This window comes from Ruegeria sp. H3 (genome assembly GCF_056533095.1).
In genome coordinates this window covers 88,531-110,543 of the sequence record NZ_JBQFOD010000002.1, presented here as the reverse complement: position 1 = coordinate 110,543, position 22,013 = coordinate 88,531, and the positions used below count along the sequence as shown (strand labels likewise).

Annotated in this window: 17 protein-coding genes; 6 read left to right on the top strand and 11 right to left on the bottom strand. The window is 57.4% G+C overall.

What is annotated here, in order from left to right; genetic code table 11:
* Positions 1-50 precede the first annotated feature (50 nt).
* The 4 genes from ACR0JE_RS03150 to acs all read right to left on the bottom strand — a co-directional run bounded on the left by ACR0JE_RS03150 (position 51) and on the right by acs (position 6,268).
* Positions 51-1,874, bottom strand: a complete 1,824-nt coding sequence (locus ACR0JE_RS03150; RefSeq protein ID WP_480862931.1) for a DUF294 nucleotidyltransferase-like domain-containing protein — start codon at positions 1,872-1,874, stop codon at positions 51-53.
* 109 nt (positions 1,875-1,983) lie between these two features.
* Complete coding sequence (locus ACR0JE_RS03145) at positions 1,984-3,768, bottom strand: sodium:solute symporter family protein (protein WP_170530244.1); 1,785 nt, start codon at positions 3,766-3,768, stop codon at positions 1,984-1,986.
* Positions 3,769-3,775: 7 nt separating this feature from the next.
* On the bottom strand, positions 3,776-4,060 hold the full coding sequence (locus tag ACR0JE_RS03140; RefSeq protein WP_170530242.1) for a DUF4212 domain-containing protein: 285 nt from the start codon (positions 4,058-4,060) through the stop codon (positions 3,776-3,778).
* A gap of 243 nt (positions 4,061-4,303) precedes the next feature.
* Positions 4,304-6,268, bottom strand: a complete 1,965-nt coding sequence (gene acs, locus ACR0JE_RS03135) for an acetate--CoA ligase (RefSeq protein WP_480862929.1) — start codon at positions 6,266-6,268, stop codon at positions 4,304-4,306.
* Positions 6,269-6,695: 427 nt separating this feature from the next.
* Between acs and ACR0JE_RS03130 the strand changes: the two genes are divergently transcribed.
* From ACR0JE_RS03130 to ACR0JE_RS03120, 3 genes are read left to right on the top strand one after another with little or no spacing between them, the layout of a single operon-like run.
* Positions 6,696-7,712 (top strand): C4-dicarboxylate TRAP transporter substrate-binding protein, encoded by a 1,017-nt coding sequence (locus ACR0JE_RS03130; RefSeq protein WP_480547140.1) that lies wholly within the window; start codon positions 6,696-6,698, stop codon positions 7,710-7,712.
* 59 nt (positions 7,713-7,771) lie between these two features.
* Positions 7,772-8,401 carry a TRAP transporter small permease subunit gene (locus tag ACR0JE_RS03125; protein ID WP_480862927.1) on the top strand — a complete coding sequence of 210 codons (630 nt, stop codon included), beginning with the start codon at positions 7,772-7,774 and terminating at the stop codon, positions 8,399-8,401.
* Between the two features lie 3 nt (positions 8,402-8,404).
* Complete coding sequence (locus ACR0JE_RS03120; RefSeq protein ID WP_480862925.1) at positions 8,405-9,808, top strand: TRAP transporter large permease; 1,404 nt, start codon at positions 8,405-8,407, stop codon at positions 9,806-9,808.
* A gap of 257 nt (positions 9,809-10,065) precedes the next feature.
* Here the strand turns inward: ACR0JE_RS03120 and ACR0JE_RS03115 are convergent, their stop codons facing one another.
* From ACR0JE_RS03115 to rocF, 3 genes are read right to left on the bottom strand one after another with little or no spacing between them, the layout of a single operon-like run.
* Positions 10,066-11,106: an ornithine cyclodeaminase gene (locus tag ACR0JE_RS03115; protein ID WP_480862923.1), complete on the bottom strand. Its 1,041-nt coding sequence runs from the start codon at positions 11,104-11,106 to the stop codon at positions 10,066-10,068.
* A 9-nt stretch (positions 11,107-11,115) separates the two neighbouring features.
* Entirely contained in the window at positions 11,116-12,036 is a 921-nt protein-coding gene (ctlX, locus tag ACR0JE_RS03110; RefSeq protein ID WP_480862921.1) for a citrulline utilization hydrolase CtlX, read from the bottom strand.
* Positions 12,036-12,956 carry an arginase gene (rocF, locus tag ACR0JE_RS03105; RefSeq protein ID WP_480862919.1) on the bottom strand — a complete coding sequence of 307 codons (921 nt, stop codon included), beginning with the start codon at positions 12,954-12,956 and terminating at the stop codon, positions 12,036-12,038. Before rocF ends, ctlX begins: the two co-directional genes overlap by 1 nt.
* Positions 12,957-13,042: 86 nt before the next feature.
* Between rocF and ACR0JE_RS03100 the strand changes: the two genes are divergently transcribed.
* A complete protein-coding gene (locus ACR0JE_RS03100; protein ID WP_170530226.1) occupies positions 13,043-13,471 on the top strand; it encodes an Lrp/AsnC family transcriptional regulator in 429 nt (142 codons plus the stop codon).
* A 90-nt stretch (positions 13,472-13,561) separates the two neighbouring features.
* Positions 13,562-16,171: a bifunctional lysylphosphatidylglycerol flippase/synthetase MprF gene (gene mprF, locus ACR0JE_RS03095; RefSeq protein ID WP_480862917.1), complete on the top strand. Its 2,610-nt coding sequence runs from the start codon at positions 13,562-13,564 to the stop codon at positions 16,169-16,171.
* 3 nt (positions 16,172-16,174) lie between these two features.
* Here the strand turns inward: mprF and ACR0JE_RS03090 are convergent, their stop codons facing one another.
* From ACR0JE_RS03090 to ACR0JE_RS03075, 4 genes are all read right to left on the bottom strand, one after another.
* Complete coding sequence (locus ACR0JE_RS03090; RefSeq protein WP_480862915.1) at positions 16,175-17,734, bottom strand: efflux transporter outer membrane subunit; 1,560 nt, start codon at positions 17,732-17,734, stop codon at positions 16,175-16,177.
* 11 nt (positions 17,735-17,745) lie between these two features.
* Complete coding sequence (locus ACR0JE_RS03085) at positions 17,746-18,891, bottom strand: HlyD family secretion protein (RefSeq protein WP_480862913.1); 1,146 nt, start codon at positions 18,889-18,891, stop codon at positions 17,746-17,748.
* Positions 18,892-18,912: 21 nt separating this feature from the next.
* A complete protein-coding gene (locus tag ACR0JE_RS03080; protein ID WP_170530218.1) occupies positions 18,913-19,269 on the bottom strand; it encodes a DUF3302 domain-containing protein in 357 nt (118 codons plus the stop codon).
* Between the two features lie 88 nt (positions 19,270-19,357).
* Entirely contained in the window at positions 19,358-20,125 is a 768-nt protein-coding gene (locus ACR0JE_RS03075) for a DeoR/GlpR family DNA-binding transcription regulator (protein WP_480862911.1), read from the bottom strand.
* Positions 20,126-20,304: 179 nt separating this feature from the next.
* On the opposite strand from ACR0JE_RS03075, the gene glpD reads away from it, so the two are divergent.
* A complete protein-coding gene (gene glpD / locus ACR0JE_RS03070; RefSeq protein WP_480862908.1) occupies positions 20,305-21,882 on the top strand; it encodes a glycerol-3-phosphate dehydrogenase in 1,578 nt (525 codons plus the stop codon).
* Positions 21,883-22,013 lie beyond the last annotated feature (131 nt).

Here is a 22,013-nt window from a genome sequence, read left to right as displayed (position 1 = left end):
CAGACGGCCCTTTTTTTAATTCATTTGCTCTATCAGAGCGTCAACAGATCTTAACCCAGCATCCCTTTGCCATGACCAACCGCAGATTGCATTGTCTTAATCACGACAAAGGCGTCGCGTAGATGGCTGCGTTCGAAATCTGACAGGTCCGAGGGGGGCAGGTAATTGTCCGGGCCCGCGCCTGATTTGACCCTTCGAACCTGATGTTCCAGACGGGTTTCAGCGATCAGGTCATAGGCATCCAGCAAGTCCCATGCACCCGAGGGGCTGAGAACGCCTGCCGCCTCAGCCGCTTTCAGTCGCGCTCGGGTATTGGCTTCGGTCAACTGCCCTTGCAGGGCGTAGATGCGGCCCAGATCAACCACAGGCACCACGCCATTATGCTTTAGGTCCAATGTGTTGCGATGTTCTCCTGACCGAACAGTGGCAAACCCGCGAAACAGCCCCAAAGGGGGGGTATGCTTCAGCGAGTTTGCAATCATATGGGCCACAAAGATTGAATTCGAACTGGCCGCTTTCAGCGTGTTCGCCTGAAGATCGGCAAACAGTTCAAACGTGCCGCCGATGGGGCGCAGGTCAAACATGACCGAGGCCAGCATCTGTGCCTCGGGGTTGGGTTTAGCGATCCAGCTGCTGAAATATTCGCGCCAGACCCGTAGAGGCTGACACCAGCGTGGATTGGTCGCCATCATATCGCCGGGGCAATAGAAATACCCGCAGACATCCAACCCGTCCGAGACGAATTTGGCCAGAGATTGAAAGTAAGGCATATCAGCGTCGGTGAGACTATCATCCAGCATCAGGCAATTGTCCTGATCCGACACACCTGTCTGTTCTTGACGCCCTTGCGAGCCACAGGCCAGCCACAGATAGGGAACAGGCGGTGGCCCCAGTGTATCCTCGGCCAGCGCGAGCAATCGCCGCGTGGCGGTATCAGCGATATCGGTGATCAGGCGAGTCACGATCTCGTGCCGGTTCCCCGCGGCCACAAGCTGGACCAGAAGTTGCGGTATCTCGGCCGTAACAGTTGCCATTTCGGCGGGGGAATCGGCATGGGCAATTCTGCGTACCAACTCTGCCGAGTTCACCGCTTGATAATGGGTCAGGTCGGTTTGCGTCACAATCCCGACCAGCTGACCGGCCTTGCAAATGGGTATATGACCGATCCCACGCTCCATCATGATGTGCAGCACATCAGACCCGATATCGGTGGGCGAAAGCGTAATGGGGTTTGAGGTCATGATCTCCGATATTGGCGTGTCCGGGGGCAGTGCATCCGCCACGTATTTGCTTGAGATATCGCGCAGGGTTGCGATCCCTAACAACGCGTCGGCATCTGTCACGCAAAGGGATGAAATTTTCTTGTCGCGCATAAGGCGCGCGGCCTCGGGGACAGGGGTATCGGGTAGGCAGGTCGCCGGATCACGGGCCATCAGAACGTCGATGGCACTGGTGGCCAGGCTCTGAGGGCCGGAACGATCCCCACGGGTTCGGTTGAAAAATCGGGATACGATCTTATGAGATGTGACCAGATCCTGCACCAGATCGGGCGGCAGGATGATCAGGATAGATGCGCGTTGCGCGGTTGCACGTGTCGCGGCTTTGCCATTACGCAGCAAGCCCCGTTCGCCAAAGGAATTGCGCAATCCCAGTTGCGAGACAACAGCACCGTTTTCATCCGTGATCTCGACCAGCCCTTCGTAGATTAGAAAGACTCCGGGCAGGGTGTGCCCCAGATCATAAAGCTGCGCATCCGCGTCCACATCCTGAATGTCAGCCCGGCGCGCGATATCTTCCAGCACGTCCTCGGGCAACGCATCATAGGGATGAACGGATTTCAGAAACCGGGTGATCTGCGATTGGGACAGGGGCATCAGAACGCTCAATGATCTCCAAGCAAAAATCCCGCCCGGTGGAATGCCGGGCGGGAACAGTAAGTCGAAAGACGCGGAACACAGAATCTATCCATGCGCCGCATCATGCTCATTTATTCTGAGCTGCGCCAGCACCACGGGGAATGCGAACGCTTTCGACCAGATCTTTGATCTCCTGCGGAGTCTCTTTGGTCATGCCGGCAACGACGTAAGCAACGCCGAAGTTGATCATTGCACCGATGGCGCCGAACGAGGTCGACTTGATCGGACCCAGCAGCGGGTCAGCATCGGTGAACGAGTTGGTGCCCGGAATGAACAGCCAGCCCTTGTGCAGGAAGATATAGACCAAGGTCACGACCAGACCAGCCATCATGCCAGCGACAGCGCCGGTGTTGTTGATGCGGGTCGAGAAGATCCCCATCATCAGCGCCGGGAAGATCGAGGCTGCCGCCAGACCAAACGCCAAGGCCACGGTTTGCGCCGCAAAGCCCGGTGGGTTCAGACCCAGCCAAGTTGCGACCACGATGGCCACAGCCATTGCAATCCGCGCCGCCAGAAGCTCACCCTTTTCAGAGATCGACGGGTTGATAGCCCCTTTGACCAGGTCGTGGGACACCGCTGACGAGATCGCCAGCAACAGACCCGCAGCTGTGGAGAGGGCCGCAGCCAGACCACCGGCAGCAACCAGACCCACAACCCAACCTGGCAGGTTGGCAATTTCCGGGTTCGCCAGAACCAGGATGTCGCGGTTGAACTTGGTCAGCTCGTTACCAACCCAGCCTTTTTCTTCCGCAATGGCCTGCATCGCTTCGGATTTGTCGTTGTAGTACTGGATTTTACCGTCGCCGTTCTTGTCTTCCCAGTCCAGTAGGCCGGTTTTCTGCCACGTGGCCATCCAGTCATATTGTTGGTCGTTGTCGATCTGTTCGACACTCACAGCACCACCTTCGATGCCGCCATTGGGCCACATCATTTCACTGATGTTCAGACGTGCCATGGCACCAACCGCAGGGGCGGTCAGATACAGCAGAGCGATGAAGACCAGCGTCCAGCCAGCGGACCAACGTGCGTCAGAGACTTTCGGCACGGTGAAGAAGCGCATGATCACGTGTGGCAGACCGGCAGTACCGATCATCAGCGACAGCGTGAACAGAACCATGTTCAGCGTGTTCGAATGGTGGGCTGTGTATTCGTTAAAGCCCAGCTCGGTCACGATTGCGTCCAGCTTGGTCAGCAGCGGCTCACCACTTGCGGTGTCGCCAAACAGACCCAGCGCCGGGATCGGCGTGCCTGTCAGCTGCAACGAGATGAAGATGGCCGGGATGGTGTAGGCGGTGATCAGCACGCAGTACTGAGCGACCTGAGTGTAGGTCACGCCCTTCATCCCGCCAAACACCGCGTAGGCAAACACAACAGCGGCACCGATCAGCAGTCCGGTGGTGTTGTCGACCTCGAGGAAGCGGCCAAAGGCTACGCCCACGCCGGTCATCTGACCGATCACGTAAGTCACCGACGCCACGATCAGACAGACAACCGCAACAACACGTGCGGTCTGGCTGTAGAACCGGTCGCCAATGAATTCCGAGACGGTGTACTTGCCAAACTTACGCAGGTAGGGCGCAAGCAGCAGTGCCAGCAGTACGTAACCACCGGTCCAACCCATCAGGAAGGTCGAGTTGTCATAGCCGGTAAAGGCAATCAGGCCCGCCATTGAGATGAACGAGGCCGCAGACATCCAGTCTGCCGCTGTCGCCATACCGTTGGTGACCGGGTGAACGCCGCGGCCCGCAGCGTAGAATTCAGATGTGGACCCAGCGCGGGCCCAGATCGCGATGCCGATGTAGAGCGCGAAGGATGCGCCAACAAACAGCAGGTTGATGGTAAACTGATCCATGGTTCGCTTACTCCTCGTCCACGCCGTATTCAGCGTCCAGCTTGTTCATGCGCCAGGCGTAGTTGAAGATCAGCACCAGAAAGACCAGGATTGATCCTTGCTGAGCGAACCAAAAGCCCAGATCGGTGCCGCCGATGGCGATCCCCGACAGAAGCGGACGCAGCAGGATGCCGAATCCAAACGACACCAGCGCCCAGATGACGAGGCTGATGTAGATGAGGCGCAGGTTGGCCTGCCAATAGCCCTTATCGGCATCGGCAGCCTGCGCGGAGTTTGATGAATGATCCGCCATGCGGTGTCCTCCTTCGCTTCCCTCTTGGGCGACGCTGCACAACTCCTCCAGTGCGATGCGCCGCTTCTTGGTTGTGCCAAACGCCCCGTGACGTCCGGCAAAACTCCGCTGTTCCGCCAAAGCGGTTCAATCGAAGTATTCGGTTTCAGGATCAAAGCCTTGCGGCCTATCTCCTCCCATTCGTGTGTCTCATCGCCCGCGAGATCCTCCAGAGCGGGCGATGAGGTCGTCTTAGGTCAGGGCCTAGGTGTTGGCCCTGTTTTCGATCAGGTCTTCAACCACTGACGGGTCTGCGAGGGTTGAAGTATCGCCCAGGCTGCCAAAGTCGTTTTCGGCGATCTTGCGCAGGATGCGGCGCATGATCTTTCCCGAACGGGTCTTTGGCAGGCCGGGGGCCCACTGAATGACATCCGGGCTGGCAATTGGTCCGATCTCGGTTCGAACCCAAGTGCGCAGCTCTTTCAACAGCTCATCCGAAGGTTCACGATCATTCATCAAAGTGACGTAGCAATAGATACCTTGCCCTTTGATTTCATGGGGATACCCAACCACGGCCGCCTCGGCCACAGCGGCATGTGCAACCAGCGCACTTTCCACCTCAGCGGTGCCCATGCGGTGGCCCGAGACGTTGATCACATCGTCAACGCGACCGGTAATCCAGTAGTCACCATCCTCATCCCGGCGGCAGCCGTCACCGGTGAAGTAGTAGCCCTTGTAGTCCGAGAAATAGGTCTTTTCGAACCGCTCATGATCTCCCCAAACGGTGCGCATCTGACCGGGCCAGCTGTCTTTGATACACAGAACGCCTTCGACGCCGTTGCCCTCGATCTCCACCCCGGATTGCGGGTCCAGAACCACAGGCTGAATGCCAAAGAAGGGTTTCATGGCCGAGCCCGGCTTCATCGCATGTGCGCCGGGCAGGGGGGTCATCAGATGACCGCCGGTTTCGGTCTGCCACCATGTATCCACGATGGGGCATTCGCCTTTGCCGACAACCTCATTGTACCAGTTCCAGGCTTCTGGGTTGATCGGTTCACCCACGGTCCCCAATGTGCGCAAGTCGCTAAGATCGCAATTCTCGACGAACTCAGTGCCTTGGCCCATCAACGCACGGATAGCGGTCGGGGCTGTATAGAACTGATTGACCTTGTGTTTCTCACACACCTGCCAGAAGCGGCTGGCATCCGGATAGGTTGGCACGCCTTCGAACATCAGCGTGGTCGCCCCATTGGCCAGCGGTCCATAGACAATATAGCTGTGGCCGGTCACCCAGCCCACATCCGCGGTGCACCAGTAGATATCGCCATCGTGGTAGTCGAAGGTGATCTCATGCGTCATGGCCGCGTAAACCAGATAGCCCCCGGTCGTATGAACTACGCCTTTGGGCTGACCGGTCGATCCCGAAGTGTAGAGGATGAACAGCGGATCCTCGGCGCTCATCTCGGCAGGTGCGCTATAGTCATCCGCTTCCAGCGCCATTTCGTTGTAGTCGCAGTCGCGACCGTCAATCCACGTGGTCTGACCGCCCGTGCGTTTGACAACAAGGCATTTCACTGTGTCCTTACAGTGCAGCAGGGCGGCATCGGCGTTGGATTTCAGTGGCGTCTTACGGCCCCCGCGCGGGGCTTCGTCTGCTGTGATGACGACCTTGGCGTCACACCCATTGACGCGCGCGGCTAGGGCGTCTGGTGAAAAGCCTGCAAAAACAATCGAATGGATCGCGCCGATCCGTGCACAGGCCAGCATCGCATAGGCCGCCTCGGGGATCATCGGCAGATAAATCACAACCCGGTCACCTTTGCGCACACCCAGCGTTTCCAGAATGTTTGCCATCCGGCACGTACGGCGGTGCAACTCAGCATAGGTGATGTGCTGGGCGGGATCATTTGGATCATCGGGTTCCCAAATGATCGCGGTCTGATCTCCGCGCGATTCAAGATGGCGGTCCAAGCAGTTGGCAGATACGTTGAGCGTACCGTCTGCGAACCAGTTGATCTTGACCGAGCCGAAATCGTAGTTGACGTCTTTGACCTGAGAGAAGGGTTTGATCCAGTCGACGCGTTTGCCTTGCTCGGCCCAAAAAGCGTCGGGGTCACTGATCGAAGCTGCATACATCGCGTCATATTTGGCGGCATCAACATGCGCGCGGGCGACGGTATCTGCGGATGGCGCATATGTCTTGGCATCTGCCTGGGCAGCGGTAGTCATTTTTGAGGCTCCTCCCTCTGGACTGGATAGTTCTGGATCTTCTTTGCCCGCTGAACGGGTAATGTCGATCCCATTCCTCCCCGAGCGCAGTATTGCTGCGTTCTGAAAATAAATAAATAAATTGCCGTAATCCCTGCATTTGTTTGTCAAAAAATTTCTAATCTTGGTGTAAATATGTAAAAAAATTTCCTTCTGTCTAAAATAAATACATAAAAACAAAGGGTAGAATGTAACACGTTTCGCAGCGGTTGAAGCAGCTCTAGTCGCCGCTTGGTCTCAGAGTCAGAGTAAACCCAAGCGTGAAACACAGCCGAGTCCAGAGCTTCGGGTATCCGTTGCCGCGTCTGCGGGGTTGGCAGATGCGGGGGTTGGCGCTAACTTTTCGCCAAGCGCTTCGGGAAGAGGCGCACATAAGGGAGACATCAGAATGAAAAAGTATTTGAGCGGTGCCGCTGTCGCCGCCCTTGGGATTGCCTTTGTGGCCGAGGCGGCTGCAACAGAGTGGAATGCCTCGGTCTGGGGCAAGCGGCGCGCCTTTACCGAGCATGTTGAAAAGTTATCCGAACTGGTGAACGAAAAAACCGGTGGCGAATTCACGATCAATGTCAGCTATGGTGGCCTGTCCAAGCCGCGCGAAAACCTGGACGGGATCGAGATCGGCGCTTTTGAAGTCGCGCAGTTCTGCGCAGGCTATCATCGCGACAAGAACCGCGCGATCACCGTGCTGGAACTGCCTTTCCTGGGCGTGAACAATCTGGAAGAAGAAGTTGCTGTCAGCCATGCGGTTTATGACCATCCGGCCGTGGCTGATGAAATGGCACAGTGGAATGCGCGCATCCTGATGACCTCGCCCATGCCGCAATACAATCTTGTGGGCACCGGCGATCCACGAGATCAATTGGCCGATTTCGAAGGTATGCGTGTCCGTGCAACCGGTGGTCTTGGTCAGGCGTTCGAGGCTGTGGGCGGGGTTCCGACATCAGTTCCCGCAACCGAAGCTTACAACGCGATGGAATCCGGTGTTGTTGACACCGTGGCCTTCGCTCAGCACGCGCATCTATCCTTCGGTACGATCAATGAGGCCGATTGGTGGACGGCGAACCTGAACCCCGGCACTGTGAATTGCCCGGTTGTTGTGAACATCGATGCCTATGAGGCGTTGTCGCCCGAGCATCGCGAAGCGCTCGACAGCTCGATTGACGAAGCAATTGCGCATTATCTGGCGAACTATGGCGGTCTGCTCGAGCAATGGGATAGCGTTCTGTCCGAAAAAGGCGTTCAGAAAGTGATGATCGACGACGCGGTCATCGAAGAGTTCCGCACAAAGGCGGCTGATCCGATCCGTGAACAGTGGATCGCAGATATGTCTGCCCAGGGCCTTCCGGCGCAAGAGCTTTATGATCTTGTTCAAGCCACGCTGCAGCAACAGCGCGGCGGAAACTGATCTTACTTTCGGGCACCCTTAGCGGTGCCCGTATTGCTTCACTACAAAGGATCACCGGAATGGCAGGTCAAGCCACGGTGCTGGAAGATGGCAGCCGCCTCAGCCAGCTGGATCAGCGCTTCCTGACGCTTGAAAAATTCATGGCGCTGATTAGCGGCTTCGCCGTGTTCAGCCTTATGGTTCTGGCCGTTGTCTCGGTCAGTGGTCGGAACGCCTTTAACGCGCCACTGCCTGGCTATGTGGATTGGATCGAACAGGCGATGCCGCTGATTGCCTTTTTGGGCATTTCATATGTGCAGCGTGATGGCGGGCATATTCGCATGGACATTGTGATCTCTCGGCTACAGGGGCGGGCCTTGTGGCTGTTTGAACTTATTTCGGTCCTTTTGATCCTTGTCCTGATGCTGGCCCTGGTCTGGGGCAGTTGGTCACATTTCGACCGGTCCTTCGATTTCGGCGCTCCGCTATGGAGCCGCGACAGTTCTATCGACATTGGTATACCGCTTTGGCCTGCAAAACTGCTGGCGCCAGTGGCGTTCTCGGTGTTGTGCATGCGGCTGGTTCTGCAGGTTTGGGGATACGGGCGCGCCTTAGTGCTGGGTCTTGAGACGCCCGTTGCTGTTCCATTGATCCAGGACGCCGCCGCCCAAGCCGCTGCCGAGGCGGAACAGTTCGAAGGGCAGGACTAGCGCATGGATACGATTGAGATTGGCCTTTGGGTCACCGGAGGCCTGCTGCTTCTTGTTGTAACCGGGATGCGCGTGGCCTTTGCTGCGGGCCTGGCCGGGTTAGTCGGGCTGATTTGGATATTCTGGGCCAAGTTCGGCTACGATCCGGACCGTTTTGGCAAAGCCGTTACAGTGGCCGTGAAAACAGCCGGTCAGGTACCACATTCCAAAGTGGCTGCTCATACGCTCAGTCTGATTCCGACCTTCATCCTCATCGGCTATTTGGCTTATTACGCCGGTCTGACGCGGGCGCTTTTTGAAGCCGCCAAACGCTGGATTGCCTGGGTGCCCGGCGGGCTGGCTGTTTCGACCATTTTCGCCACCGCTGGGTTTGCCGCAGTATCCGGTGCCTCAGTTGCGACATCTGCCGTGTTCGCGCGCATTGCAATCCCAGAGATGCTGAGCGTGGGCTACAACAAACGCTTTGCCGCAGGCGTCGTCGCGGCAGGCGGTACTCTGGCCTCTCTTATCCCGCCTTCGGCGATCCTTGTGATCTACGCGATCATTGTCGAACAAGACGTCGGTAAATTGCTTCTGGCGGGGTTCATACCCGGAGCGTTCTCGGCGCTTGTGTACGGCCTATTGATCGTCGGCATCGCGGTTGTGTTTAAATCGGTGGGTCCTCCGGTGACAGGCTTCAGTTGGAAACAGCGTTTCGCCGCGCTGCCCGGTGCCATTCCGATCGTGGCCGTGATCCTGATCATCATTTGTTTCGTCTATAACCCGTTTGGTGACAAAGCTTGGGGCACCCCGACCGAAGGCGGCGCAATAGGGGCTTTCATCGTCTTCTGTTTTGCCCTGTTCCACGGCATGCGCTGGCCCGAGTTCAAATCCGCCCTGCTGGAAACCGCCAAACTGACAGCGATGATCTTTTCGATCATCTGGGGCGTCTTGATCTATGTGCGCTTTCTGGGCTTCGCAGATTTGCCGGGAGCGTTTTCGGACTGGATTACGTCCCTTGAGATGTCACCAATGCTGATCCTGATCTGCATTCTGTTGGCCTATGCGGTGTTGGGCATGTTTATGGATGCCATTGGGATGCTCTTGCTGACCCTTCCGGTTGTCTACCCGGCGGTGATGGCCTTGAACGGCGGTGAAACCGTCAGCGCGGCTGACAGCGCCTTTGGCATGTCCGGTCCGATGTGTGCAATCTGGTTTGGTATTCTGGTCGTCAAAATGGCCGAGTTCTGTCTGATCACGCCGCCCATTGGCTTGAACTGTTTCGTTGTCGCCGGCGTGCGGCCTGATCTGAGTGTTCAGGATGTATTTAAAGGTGTGACACCGTTCTTCATCGCGGATGCGTTGACGATTGCGCTGCTTGTGGCCTTCCCGGGCATTGTCCTCTTCTTGCCATCCTTGGCAGGGTAGGGGCCAGCGAGGCTCTGCCTCGCGCTCCGGGATATTTATAGCCAGATGAAGCAGGGATCCACTCTCTGAACTTCCGCCCAAAGAGCTTCACCTGGCGCGGTCATCGGCATCCCTGCCTGTACCGCCTCTCTCCATTTGGTGGCTTTGGTTAATGATCCATTACTTCATCTGGCCAAAAATATCCCGGGGGAGACGCCCGAAGGGCGGCGGGGGCAGAGCCCCCTCTTTCGCGACCTGGTAAACGAACGATGCGGGTGTTACTGCGCCCGCATCAACATCCCGAACAGATCACGCGGATCGTCCGGGTCCGCCAGCATATCGAGTGGCTCGAAGAATTCTGTCTCGGCGACCACGTTCTTGATGACCCGCAGGGCCGAGAAATCTTCGATGGCAAAGCCCACGCTGTCAAACAAAGTGATCTGCCGATCATCTTTGCGCCCCTCGGCTTGTCCGGTCATCACCTGCCACATCTCTGTCACCGGATGATCGTCTTCAAGCGCTTGAATCTCACCTTCGATCCTTGTCTGCTCGGGGTATTCGACGAAGATTTCAGAGCGTAACAAAATATCGCGGTGCAATTCGGTCTTGCCCGGGCAATCGCCACCGATGGCGTTTATGTGCACACCGGGGCCGACCATGTTGTCGGTCAGGATGGTGGCATACTTCTTGTCTGCGGTGCAGGTCGAGATGATCTGTGCGCCTTCAATGGCGTTCTCGGCGGTTTTGCAGGATACGACGGTCAGGCCCTTGCCTTGCAGGTTGGCGGCGCATTTGGCGGTGGCGTTCGGGTCAATGTCATAAAGACGAACGGTGTCGATACCGCACATGGTTTTAAAGGCCAGACACTGGAATTCGGACTGCGCGCCATTGCCGATCATTGCCATCGTCCTCGCGTTTTTCGGGGCCAGATACTGGCCGACCAGGGCCGATGTTGCAGCAGTGCGCAGGGCGGTCAGCATGGTCATCTCGGTCAGCAGAGTCGGGTAACCCGTGTAGACATCTGCGAGCAGGCCAAAAGCCGTGACGGTCTGAAGGCCTTCGGAGGTGTTCTTCGGGTGGCCGTTGACATACTTGAATCCGTAAGCTTCGCCATCCGAGGTCGGCATCAACTCGATCACGCCATGTGGGGAATGGGCCGGGATACGGGGGGTTTTATCGAAGCTTTCCCACCGTTTAAAATCAGCCTCGATCTGCGCTGCGATCTTTGTGATCATCTGCTCGACCCCGATATGGTGAACCAGCCGCATCATGTTGTCGACGGATACAAAGGGGACGAGGGCCTTATCTGACGGCTGCATTTCTTGCTCCTATCGGCGGGACAGGTGGATGCCCGCGATCATACAGCGTACCGATCCACCGGCAGTTTCTATTGTTGGAACCGAAAGAGGCAATAGCGTTGCGCTTTCCTCAATTGTGGCAATCTGGTTAGGCGTCAGTGCCGCCAACGCTCGGCTGGAAAGAGCCAGCACCAACCCGTTACCACCGGTTAGCTCAATTGCGTTTCCGGCGAACTCAGCGATTTGTTGATGAGACAGATCAATGACCGTTCGTCCGGATTCCTCAAGCCGGGACTTGACGGTTTCCCGCCGCTCGGCATCAGGGATCATGTCCAGACAAATCAGTGCATATTGCGTGCCAATCGCCATGAGAACATTGGTATGATACACGTCGCGATTTGCGGCATCACGAGCTTCGAAAGCGATGGGCTCATAGTTGAAATGCGTGCAGAACCTTTCCAATAAAACCGGGTCGGCACGGTTTGATTTCACCGTGTAGGCAATGCGGCCAACGTGATCGAGGACCATCGCCCCGGTCCCTTCCAGGGCGAGATCATCCTGTTCAAGCCCCGAATAGTCGATGACATCCTGCACCCGGTATTCGCATTTCAGCAACTCGATGACATCCGAGCGCCGTTCACGTCTGCGGGACGGAACGAACATCGGGTAGATTGCCACGTGGCCTCCGGGGTGGGTGGAAAACCAATTGTTGGGGAAAACACTGTCTGGCGTGTCCAGATCCCCGTAGTCGTCAAAGACATGCACGGTAACACCCGCAGCGCGCAGCTGTTCAACGGCTTTGTCATGCTCGTCGCGCGCAATCGCGGATGTGGCTTTGGCCGATCGGTTGGCCAGTGTTTGAAACGCATTGTCATCGCGCGTTTCCGGATTGGACATAAAAGTGTGCGGGCGGACCATGACGACTGCGGAAGGCGCTTGAAGAGACAGCATCAGAAGCTCCGGGTGGGGCGGTCAAAGATCCGGCGCCCCAACAGGGATGCAGCCAGATCGACTACCAGCTTTGCGGTGCGCCCGCGTTCATCAAGGAACGGGTTCAGCTCGACCAGATCAAGCGAACAAACCAGACCGCTTTCATGCAACAACTCCATGGCCAGATGGGCCTCGCGCTCGGTCGCACCGCCAGGAACGGTGGTGCCAACAGCCGGGGCGATGGAAGGGTCAAGGAAGTCTACGTCCAGCGAAACATGCAGCAGGCCGTTTTCGGCGCGGACACGGTCCAGAAAGGCCATCAAAGGGGCTTTGATCCCATGTTCGTCTATGCTGCGCATATCTGCCAGCATGGCGCTTTTTTGCTCCAAAACGGTACGTTCCGCAGGGTCGACCGAGCGCAGCCCAATCATCCCGACGCAATCTGTGGGGATGGTTGCTGGAAGCGCGGGGAAGGCCTCGAACCCCGATTGCCCGGTGAAATAGGCCACTGGCGTGCCATGCAGATTGCCGCTGTCTGTGCTTTTCGGCGTATGAAAATCGCTGTGCGCATCGAGCCAGAGCACAAAGAGGGGGCGGCTCAACTGCTGTGCATGCGCGGCGATACCCGCAACCGTGCCCATCGACAGCGCATGATCGCCACCCATAAAGATTGGCGTGCCCTCGGAGGCCGCCTTTTCAGCTGTTCGGCTCAAGGCGCGGGTCCAGCCGACGCATTCGGGTAGTGAGAACAGATGCGAATCCTGAGGTAGATCAACCTGATCGGGTTCGACATTGCCCCAGTCCGCAACCTTATGTCCCAGATTGGCAATTGCCTGTTCCAGCCCTGCTACGCGAAGGGCATCGGGGCCCATCCGGCATCCCTGACGCCGTTTTCCCGAATCCATCGGGGCCCCGACCAAAATAATCTGCTTGTTGTCCATAGGCTCATTTAGCCGCTCAATATATCTTGCTGGAAGCCCGCAAATTGTTCAAAATGGGCTTTGAAAATCCGAAATGGAAAGATCTAATGGACGAACTGGATACGCGCCTGATCAGCGCTTTGCATCGGGATGCGCGCGCATCCCTGTCGGAACTTGCGGAAACATTGGGCGTGACCCGCACGACCGTGCGCAGTCGGATGCAGCGGCTCAAACAGTCCGGCGAGATCGTCGGTTTCACTGTGCTGACCCGGCGGGATGAGGCTCAAAGCCCAGTACGTGGCCTGATGATGCTGGAAATCGAAGGGCGTGGCACTGAACGAACCATGGCGCGGATCGGCGCCATGCGTCAGGTGCGTGCCGTACATTCGACCAATGGCAGTTGGGATCTGATTGCTGAGATCGGCACCGAAACGCTGGTAGAGCTGGATGAAGTTCTGTTTCAGATCAGACGGATGGAAGGGATCACCCGATCCGAAACCAACCTGCTGCTGTCAACGCGAAAGGGGCGGTTGTGACTCCGTATCTTAATCGCCCTAGTGCTTTGAACCGGAAGGAAATTGTGACACAGTTCCGCCAAAGGTGATCCACAGGCAGGGGCCAGAGCCATGACCGCACAAGACCAAGGTGTTGAGCCCAAAGCCCTGCAATGGGCTCAAAAGCTCACAGGCCTTCTGGAAAAGCCGTGGGTGCGGATTGCCATTCCAGTTGTGATCACGCTGGTCGCTTTGACGATACTGCATGACCTGTCAGCGCATGTGAAATGGTCGGATGTGCAATCTGATGTCGCGGCAACCCCGTGGACCGTGTTTTTCATCACACTGTGCTGGACCGCTGTCAGCTTTTTGTCGCTGTCCTTCTACGATGTTTTTGCTGTCCAAAGTGTTGCAGACGGCGAGGTACCATTACCGGTTGCGGGCATGGCCGGGGCCAGTGGCTATGCGGTTTCGAACTGTCTGGGATTTTCATACATCACAGGTACCGCGATCCGGTATCGTATTTACGCTTCGCTGGGGTTGGATCTGGCACGGGTCGCAGGGGTGATCGCCACGTCCTGGGTGGCATTCTGGATGGGGCTGACTTTGATCCTGGGGGTGCTTTTGACGTTGCACCCGGATGGGATATCCAAAGTTCTGCCCATCAGTGAAACGGTAGAGACGGCGATTGGCCTGTTTTTACTGGTTGGATTGGTGGCGGTTTTTGCCTGGTTGTCCAGCGGTGGGCGCCGGTTTTCATTCGCAGGATTCGAATTCGATCTGCCCGGCGGGAAGCTGGCCAGCCTGCTGACTCTTGCAGCCTTGGGCGACCTGTTTGGCGCATCCATGGTGCTCTACGTTCTAATGCCCGATGATCTGGGTGTTGGTTTCCCGTATTTCTTCGCGATTTATGTCGGGGCCATAGCGGTGGGTATCCTAAGCCATGCCCCCGGCGGGATCGGCGTGTTCGAGGCTACTATCATCGCAGGGCTGGGCGCATCGGGCCGGTCGGATGTGATCGCGGCGCTGCTGTTGTATCGCGTTGTCTATACCTTTTTGCCTTTCGCTATCGCAAGCTTGTCGATCGCCGTCGCCTCGGCCCTGACGCAACGCCACCTGATCGGCGGAGCGGCTACCTGGGTCTATCGAGCGATCCGCCCGATTGTTCCGATGGTGGCGGCGGGTGTAGCAGCGATTGCCGGTGTTATTTTGCTGGTTTCAGGTGCTTTACCATCGAATTCGCAAAACCTCAGCGTCTTACGCGATGTGTTGCCCTTGTCGTTCGTCGAGGCCTCGCATCTGGCGGGCAGTGCAGTCGGCGTATTGCTGTTATTGGTCTCCAGGGGTCTGTTCCGCAAACTCTACCGCGCCTGGGTCGTCGCCATGTTGCTGATGGCGGCGGGATTTGCCGCATCGCTTGCCAAGGGATTGGATACTCACGAAGCCATCAGCATGCTGGGCACAATCGCTGTTCTTGCGCTGTTCCGCGGGGCGTTTTACCGGGTCAGCGGGGCGTCGATCTTCCGGCTGAACATTCCGTGGCTGATCAGCGTAGTTGTGTTGCTGGCGGTGATCTTCTGGATCGGCCTCTTTGCCTATTCTCATGTCGAATACCAGAACGCGTTGTGGTGGGAATTTGCATGGAACGGCGATGCCTCACGCTTCTTACGCTCCAGCCTTGTGGTGGCGGTGATCGTGGGCATCGTTGCGATTACATCGCTGTTCGGGCGTGAGATCCCGGTACCCGTGCGCACTCAAATCCCCGAGGTCGTAGAGCGGCTGGTGATGCAGAGTGAGGACACGGAATCGCAGATTTCCCTAACCGGGGACAAGCAATTCCTGATCGCCCCGGATGAAACGGCATTTATTGCCTATGCAGACACCGGCAACGCGATCATTTCCAAGGGTGAACCTGTGGGGAATGAAAAAGCAGGGCAGCAATTGATCTGGCAATTGCGCGAGATGGCAGATCGCGAGGGCAAGCTATGTGCCTTCTACAGCGTGTCGACCAAATTCCTGCCGACTTTCCTTGATCTGGGCCTATCGATCCTGAAAATCGGTGAGGTCGCCCGCGTTCCGCTTGAGGGTTTCTCGTTGGACGGAAAATCCCGCAAACGGTTCCGGCAGGCCAAGAATAGGGCCGCGCGGGAAGGCTATGTGTTTGAGATCATCCCGAAAGAGGAACTTGCGCCGGTGCTGCCGGAATTGCAGAAGATCTCGGATGATTGGCTGGCGCAGAAGGCGGGGGCTGAAAAGGGGTTTGCATTGGGCGGCTTTGATGAGGCTTATCTGTCCTATTTCGATCATGCGGTGCTGAGAAACGGTGAGACCGGGCAGATCAAGGCCTTCGCCAATCTGTTTCAGGGTGGCAATAAATCCGAGCTCTCGCTGGATCTGATGCGGTACGAGCCCGACAGCCCCAGCTTTGTCATGGATGCGCTGTTTGCCGAAATGATGGTCTGGGGATCCGAGCAGGGCTTTCACTGGTTTTCACTCGGCGCGGCGCCGTTTTCTGGCATTGAAAACCGCCAACTCGCTTCAATCTGGAACCGGATTGGCGGGTTTGTGTATGAACACGGGGAACAGTTTTATCATTTCGAAGGGCTGCGGGCGTTCAAACAAAAGTTTGACCCGGAATGGAGCCCGAATTACCTCGCCAGCCCCGGCGGGCTGTCCGCGCCGCGCATCCTATATGAGGTGAACATCCTGATCTCGGGTGGTCTGCGCGGGCTGACAAAGTAAGGGTTAGTTCAGGCTGACACCGGTTGGGGCCTGCTGCAAAAGATCACCCCAATCGGTGCGATAGGCCATCTCGGTCAGAACCGTATCCGGCAGGAATTCCCGGTTCTGACGGATTTGCCAGCCGCCGCCCAAACCCTTGTAGACAGCGACCAGATTGCTGGACACCTCTTGGCGTGCCTCGATTAGATTGGCCTGAGATCGCAGCAGCGCGGTTTGTGTGTTCAGAATGCGTGAATAGCTGGCGATCCCATCACGATACTGGCTGATCGCAATCTCTGCAGCCTTGCGTGAGGCGTCGACGCTTTGCTGAAAGAACCCGACCTGCTTGCGCGCCTGTGCATAGGCGACCATCGCGCTTTCCACCTCGGAATAGGCCGTTAGAACGGTGTTCTGGTAGTTTGCGATCAAAGCCTGATAGGCCGCGTCCTGCGCCCGCACGTTGTTCTTGATGCGCCCGTAGTTCAGTACGTTCCAAACCGCACCCGCGCTGGCCAGACCCGTCGTGCTGTTCGAGCTAAACAGATCGCGCCCGCCCGAAGCTTGCAATCCGATTGAGCCAGACAAGACAAACTGTGGATACAGGTCCGCCATGGCGATACCCACCTGCGCCGATTGGGTGGCCGCGGCCAGTTCGGCAGCGCGGACATCAGGGCGACGGCGCAGCAACTCGGCCGGAACGCCCACGGCGACATTGGAGCGCGCCGAAGGGATGCGACCGGAATTGCCCAGAAGGTTGGTCATCCGCGAAGGTGTCGCGCCCAGCAATACGGCCAACGCATTCTTGGTCTGCTGCAGATCGCTCTCTAGCTCGGGCACCAGCGCTTTGGTGTTGTTCAACAGGGCGGTTGATTCCTGAACGTCCAGTTCGGTGGTGACTCCGTTGTTGAACCGCAATTGCGTCAGATCCGCCGAGTCTTGCTGCAGCTTGATGTTTTCACGGGCAACGGCCAGCGACTCCTGCAACGCGCGGATATTGACGTAAAGCGCCGCGACATCCCCGGTCAGCGTGACCAACGCGTCATCATAGTTCGCCACCTGCAAGGCGAGGTTCGACCGTGCCGCCTGCACGCCGCGACGCTGTGCGCCCCAGACGTCCAGCTCCCATTGGGCATCAAAGCCCACTTGCGAGGTCGAAAACTCTGTATCCAGCGGGATGATCCGATTGATGTCTGCAATCGGGCCAAGATTGTCACTGATCTCGCGCCGTTGCAGAGACCCGCCAAGCGCCTGCGATTGCGGATAAAGCTCACCAAAGGCGATCCCCAGCTGCGCCCGCGCTTGCAATACGCGTGCCCCTGCAACTTGCAAGCTCAGGTTCTGGGCATAGGCTTCGGCCACCAGTTTGTTCAGGGTGGGGTCATTGAACGTCTCCCACCACTTCACAACCGGCGCGCTGCGCGCAGTCAGGCCACTTTGTCCGGCGCTTGGGCTGTTGACCTCGATCCATTCTTTCACGACAGGCGAATTCGGGCGTACGAAATCAGGGCCCAGCGGCGTGCAGGCAGCCAGCATCGCCGCGCAAAGGGCCGTTCCCATCAAATTTCGAATGGTGGCCCGTTTCATGGTCTGCGTCCTCAAATGTCCAGTGGTCGGATGAAGTTGGCGAAGGAATAAAGGCGGATATTGATGCGCCGCAGGAACTCAAAACTTTTGCCCTGACCGGTATAGATGGCAACAGCAGCGTGACCGCCCGCTGGCAGGATGTGGTCTTCAGGCATCTCGACCGTGATCTGAACCGCGATCCGACCGGGAAGCTTTGGCAGCTCAAAGCCGGGCAGGCGACCCGAGGGCAGATACTGCCCTTGACGCGTGGCCCACCAGATCGCCTCGACTTTGCCGGGTAGGATCTCTCCGGGGTAGAGGTCCAGCGCGACCTCAACCTCTTGCCCAACCTCGACAAATTTCAGGTTCTGCTGACGGAACGTGGCCAGCAGATAGGGGTTATCTTCGGTCACGAAGCTGGCAATCGCGCCCAGACGGATATCGCCAACGACCAGACCGGGACGAGCCTGTTGCGAGACGATCATGCCGTTTTCAGGGGCGTAGATCGTCGTGTTGTTCAAGAAGTATTCGGCCTCGGCCAGCTGCGCCTGTGCTTGCAGAATGCCGGTATTCACCCCATCGATCTCGGATTCCTGCGCCAGAACCGCCTTTTGCAAGTTCGCGGTCGCCTGTTTCACACCCGCGGTATCCTCGGCCACCTGTTCGTTCCAGCGGTCCAGCTCATCCTGACGTGCGCCGCCGGCAGGAACCAGGTTTTCGTACCGGGCTTGTTCGGTCAGTGCATAGTCCAGCTGCGCATTTGCCCGCTCGACCGCTTCGGTCTTGGCAATCACGTCCTGTTCCAGAATTTTGGCATTCTGCTGCGCTGCAACCAATTGAGCTTGTGCATTGTCCACCGCGAGCGAGAAGACGGTGTCATCAAAGCGATAAAGCGGATCGCCCTTTGTCACAGGAGTGTTCGGTTCAACCAGAACTTCGGTCAGGATGGTGGGCTGCGTCAGCTTCGGGACGATCTGAATGGTGGATCGCACCACATGGCTATCGACCGAGAAGGGTTGAAAGAACCGCAACGCAACAAGGAAAATCAGCAGCAAGTGCGCACCCACCCAAAACGAGACGATGCCCCAGGCGATGTTGAACTTGAGCCACTCCATCTTGAAGAAGATGAACCAGACAAAAATGATGTAGAACAGCGTAATGCCGAGGGCGACGAACATGTCTGAGTGTTTCCTTTGGCCTTAGCTTTTCTGCGTCTCGTCGGACGCGGCCTGATATTCTTCTTTTACCGTTCCTCCCAGACGTTCAATGTCTTTGCGAATGGCTTCTTTTTCTTCATCCGGCCCACGGCGCATATCGACCGTGATGCCGTCATGGAACGCCCACATAAAAGCATGGACCCAAGGTACAACAGCCAGAAATCCCATCCAGCCCATGATCTTCACCGCCTCGGCATGCGGATGGTTGCGCTTAATCGCAATCCGGCCGGGCAGCCCCATAAGGAACAGAAAGAGGCCCATCACCGCGGCCAGAAGCAGGATCAGTGCGACAAAGGTCAGGTAGTCATAATAGCCCAGAGGTTGCCCCAATAGTCCCATGCTCGCGCCTCCTTTTCTGGACGGTGGCCCTATCCTCCGGTTTAGGCGGGGGATCGTCAATCTATTTGTAGTGGATTTACGCGGCAGTCTACGAGCTGTCGCAGATACGAACCTTGGTTTCCCAGGCGACACATTTCTGCACCAAATCCTCGGGCAGCAGCTGATCGGTATAGAACGTATCCATCTCAGCCATTGAGGTGATCCGAGCCGGTGCAGAACGATGGAATTTCGAATGATCTGCAACCAGAAGGCTCCGCCGCGCTTGTGCGATAATGGTTTGGCTGACATGGACTTCTTGGAAGTCATAATCAAGTAAATCGCCATCTGCATCCAGCGCCGAACATCCAATCACCGCATAGTCGAATTTGAACTGGCGTATGGTCGACACGGTCAGGTTGCCGATCAGCCCCCCGTCCGAGCGGCGCAGCATGCCGCCCGCCACCACGATTTCACAATCGGGGTTGTCGACCAGAATATTGGCGACATTCATATTGTTTGTCACAACCATAAGGTTCTTATGGGTCAGCAACTGGCGGGCAACGGCTTCGGTCGAAGTGCCGATATTCAGGAAAACCGATGCGCCATTGGGGATATCCTGCGCGCAGGCCTGCGCCATCAGGGTTTTGGCGTCAGCATTCAGGGTCCGGCGATCCTCGTATTCGATATTGGCCAGGCTCGACCGTAGAACCGCGCCACCGTGTACTCGGTCTAGCTTGCCGGCCTCTGCCAGTTCGGACAGGTCACGTCGGATGGTCTGGACAGTGACCCCAAACCGTTCGGCCAACCCATCGACCGTAACGCGCCCTTCGTTGCTGGCGATCTCAAGAATATCAGCTTGGCGAAAGGACAGGGACATCGGTGTTTCCGTGTGGTTCAGGTATCTTCGTTTATGTTCTTTCACGTCGATTTGGCAAGTTTCCCTGCGGGAAATTCATGGCTGTGTTGCAAAACGAAAATAAACGAACATAAAGCTTGATCATGCGAAGGGTGCTCTGATTAATGCAGGCAACCGGATTTGAGTGGGAATCATAGGCCATGACTTCGACAAGCGATAATATCACCGACCTGTTCATCATCGGCGGCGGGATCAACGGCTGCGGTATCGCGCGCGACGCCGCCGGGCGCGGGTTGTCGGTGGCCTTGGCTGAGATGAACGATCTGGCCTCAGCCACCTCGTCAGCCTCGACCAAGTTGTTTCATGGGGGTCTGCGCTATCTGGAGTATTTCGAAATCCGGCTGGTCCGCGAGGCGCTGATCGAGCGTGAGACGCTGCTGCGCGCGATGCCGCATATCAGCTGGCCGATGCGCTTTGTGCTGCCGTACCACAAGGACATGCGGTTCGATTCCGAAACGCCGACCTCAAAACTGCTTAGCACGGTCATGCCGTGGATGCGCGGGCGGCGTCCGGCCTGGCTGATCCGGTTGGGGTTGTTTCTGTACGACAATCTCGGCGGGCGTAAGATCCTGCCAGGGACCAGTTCTTTGAACCTGAGCAGCGCACCCGAAGGCGCGCCTTTGCAGAAAAAGTTCGAAACCGCCTACGAATATTCCGATTGCTGGATCGAGGACGCGCGGTTGGTCGTGTTGAACGCCCGCGATGCCGAGGCGCGCGGGGCGCAGATCATGGTGCGGACCGAGGTGACATCGGCCCACCGGGTTGACGATCTGTGGGAAGTTACGGTCAGGGATCGCGACAGTGATGAAACGCGGGTCATCCGCGCCAAGATGCTGATCAACGCCGGTGGCCCCTGGGTTGGTGATATCATTCAGTCCAAAATCCATGTGAATTCGCGCGAAGGTGTGCGGCTGGTGCGCGGCAGCCATATCGTGACGCGCAAGCTGTACGATCATGACAAATGTTATTTCTTTCAGGGTGAAGATGGGCGCATCATCTTTGCCATCCCGTATGAGCAGGATTTTACGCTGATCGGCACAACTGATCAGGACCATGCGGATCCGTCTGAACACCCGGTTTGTACCGAGGCTGAGAAGGACTATCTCTGCGCCTTTGCAACCAAATACTTCGCGCAACCAGTCACCAAGGAAGATATCGTCTGGACCTATTCCGGCGTGCGCCCGCTCTATGACGACGGGGCCAGCAGTGCGACGGCGGCAACGCGGGATTATACGTTGAAAGTGAACGCTATCGGCGGCGCGCCGGTGCTGAACGTGTTCGGTGGCAAGATCACCACCTACCGCCGTCTGGCTGAAAGCGCGCTGGAGAAGGTGGGCGAGCATTTCCCGGATTTGCCAGGCCCCTGGACGGCGGGTGTGGCTCTGCCTGGCGGGGATTTCCCTGTTGATGGCTTGCAGGCGCTAAGCGACAAGCTGGTTGCAGACTATCCATTCCTCGACACCGCATGGGCAGCGCGCCTGATCCGTGCCTACGGGACCGAGGCGCAAACGATCTTGGGCGATGCAACAAAGGCTGCCGATCTGGGCGAGAATTTCGGTGCAACGCTCACCGCGCGCGAGGTTGCATGGCTCATGGACAAGGAATATGCCCGCCGGGCCGAGGATGTGGTCTGGCGACGCAATAAGCTGGGTTTGCGGCTGAAGCCTGAGCAGATCGAACGGATCGATCAGTGGATGGCGCAGCGCCTGCAGGTATAGGTCATCGAAGACTTGGCTGCCGGGGCTGGGCATGTTAGCCCTTGGGCACGGTCGGCAGACACCGAGGCGTCGCTGCTCCTGCGGGAGAGCTAAACCTGCCATTCAGATTGAAACGACATCGCAATTCCTAG

Coding starts and splice junctions, on each gene's coding strand:
- ACR0JE_RS03150 (WP_480862931.1), bottom strand. CDS start 1,874: ATGCCCCTGTCCCAATCGCAGATCACCCGGTTTCTGAAATCCGTTCAT.
- ACR0JE_RS03145 (WP_170530244.1), bottom strand. CDS start 3,768: ATGGATCAGTTTACCATCAACCTGCTGTTTGTTGGCGCATCCTTCGCG.
- ACR0JE_RS03140 (WP_170530242.1), bottom strand. CDS start 4,060: ATGGCGGATCATTCATCAAACTCCGCGCAGGCTGCCGATGCCGATAAG.
- acs (WP_480862929.1), bottom strand. CDS start 6,268: ATGACTACCGCTGCCCAGGCAGATGCCAAGACATATGCGCCATCCGCA.
- ACR0JE_RS03130 (WP_480547140.1), top strand. CDS start 6,696: ATGAAAAAGTATTTGAGCGGTGCCGCTGTCGCCGCCCTTGGGATTGCC.
- ACR0JE_RS03125 (WP_480862927.1), top strand. CDS start 7,772: ATGGCAGGTCAAGCCACGGTGCTGGAAGATGGCAGCCGCCTCAGCCAG.
- ACR0JE_RS03120 (WP_480862925.1), top strand. CDS start 8,405: ATGGATACGATTGAGATTGGCCTTTGGGTCACCGGAGGCCTGCTGCTT.
- ACR0JE_RS03115 (WP_480862923.1), bottom strand. CDS start 11,106: ATGCAGCCGTCAGATAAGGCCCTCGTCCCCTTTGTATCCGTCGACAAC.
- ctlX (WP_480862921.1), bottom strand. CDS start 12,036: ATGCTGTCTCTTCAAGCGCCTTCCGCAGTCGTCATGGTCCGCCCGCAC.
- rocF (WP_480862919.1), bottom strand. CDS start 12,956: ATGGACAACAAGCAGATTATTTTGGTCGGGGCCCCGATGGATTCGGGA.
- ACR0JE_RS03100 (WP_170530226.1), top strand. CDS start 13,043: ATGGACGAACTGGATACGCGCCTGATCAGCGCTTTGCATCGGGATGCG.
- mprF (WP_480862917.1), top strand. CDS start 13,562: ATGACCGCACAAGACCAAGGTGTTGAGCCCAAAGCCCTGCAATGGGCT.
- ACR0JE_RS03090 (WP_480862915.1), bottom strand. CDS start 17,734: ATGAAACGGGCCACCATTCGAAATTTGATGGGAACGGCCCTTTGCGCG.
- ACR0JE_RS03085 (WP_480862913.1), bottom strand. CDS start 18,891: ATGTTCGTCGCCCTCGGCATTACGCTGTTCTACATCATTTTTGTCTGG.
- ACR0JE_RS03080 (WP_170530218.1), bottom strand. CDS start 19,269: ATGGGACTATTGGGGCAACCTCTGGGCTATTATGACTACCTGACCTTT.
- ACR0JE_RS03075 (WP_480862911.1), bottom strand. CDS start 20,125: ATGTCCCTGTCCTTTCGCCAAGCTGATATTCTTGAGATCGCCAGCAAC.
- glpD (WP_480862908.1), top strand. CDS start 20,305: ATGACTTCGACAAGCGATAATATCACCGACCTGTTCATCATCGGCGGC.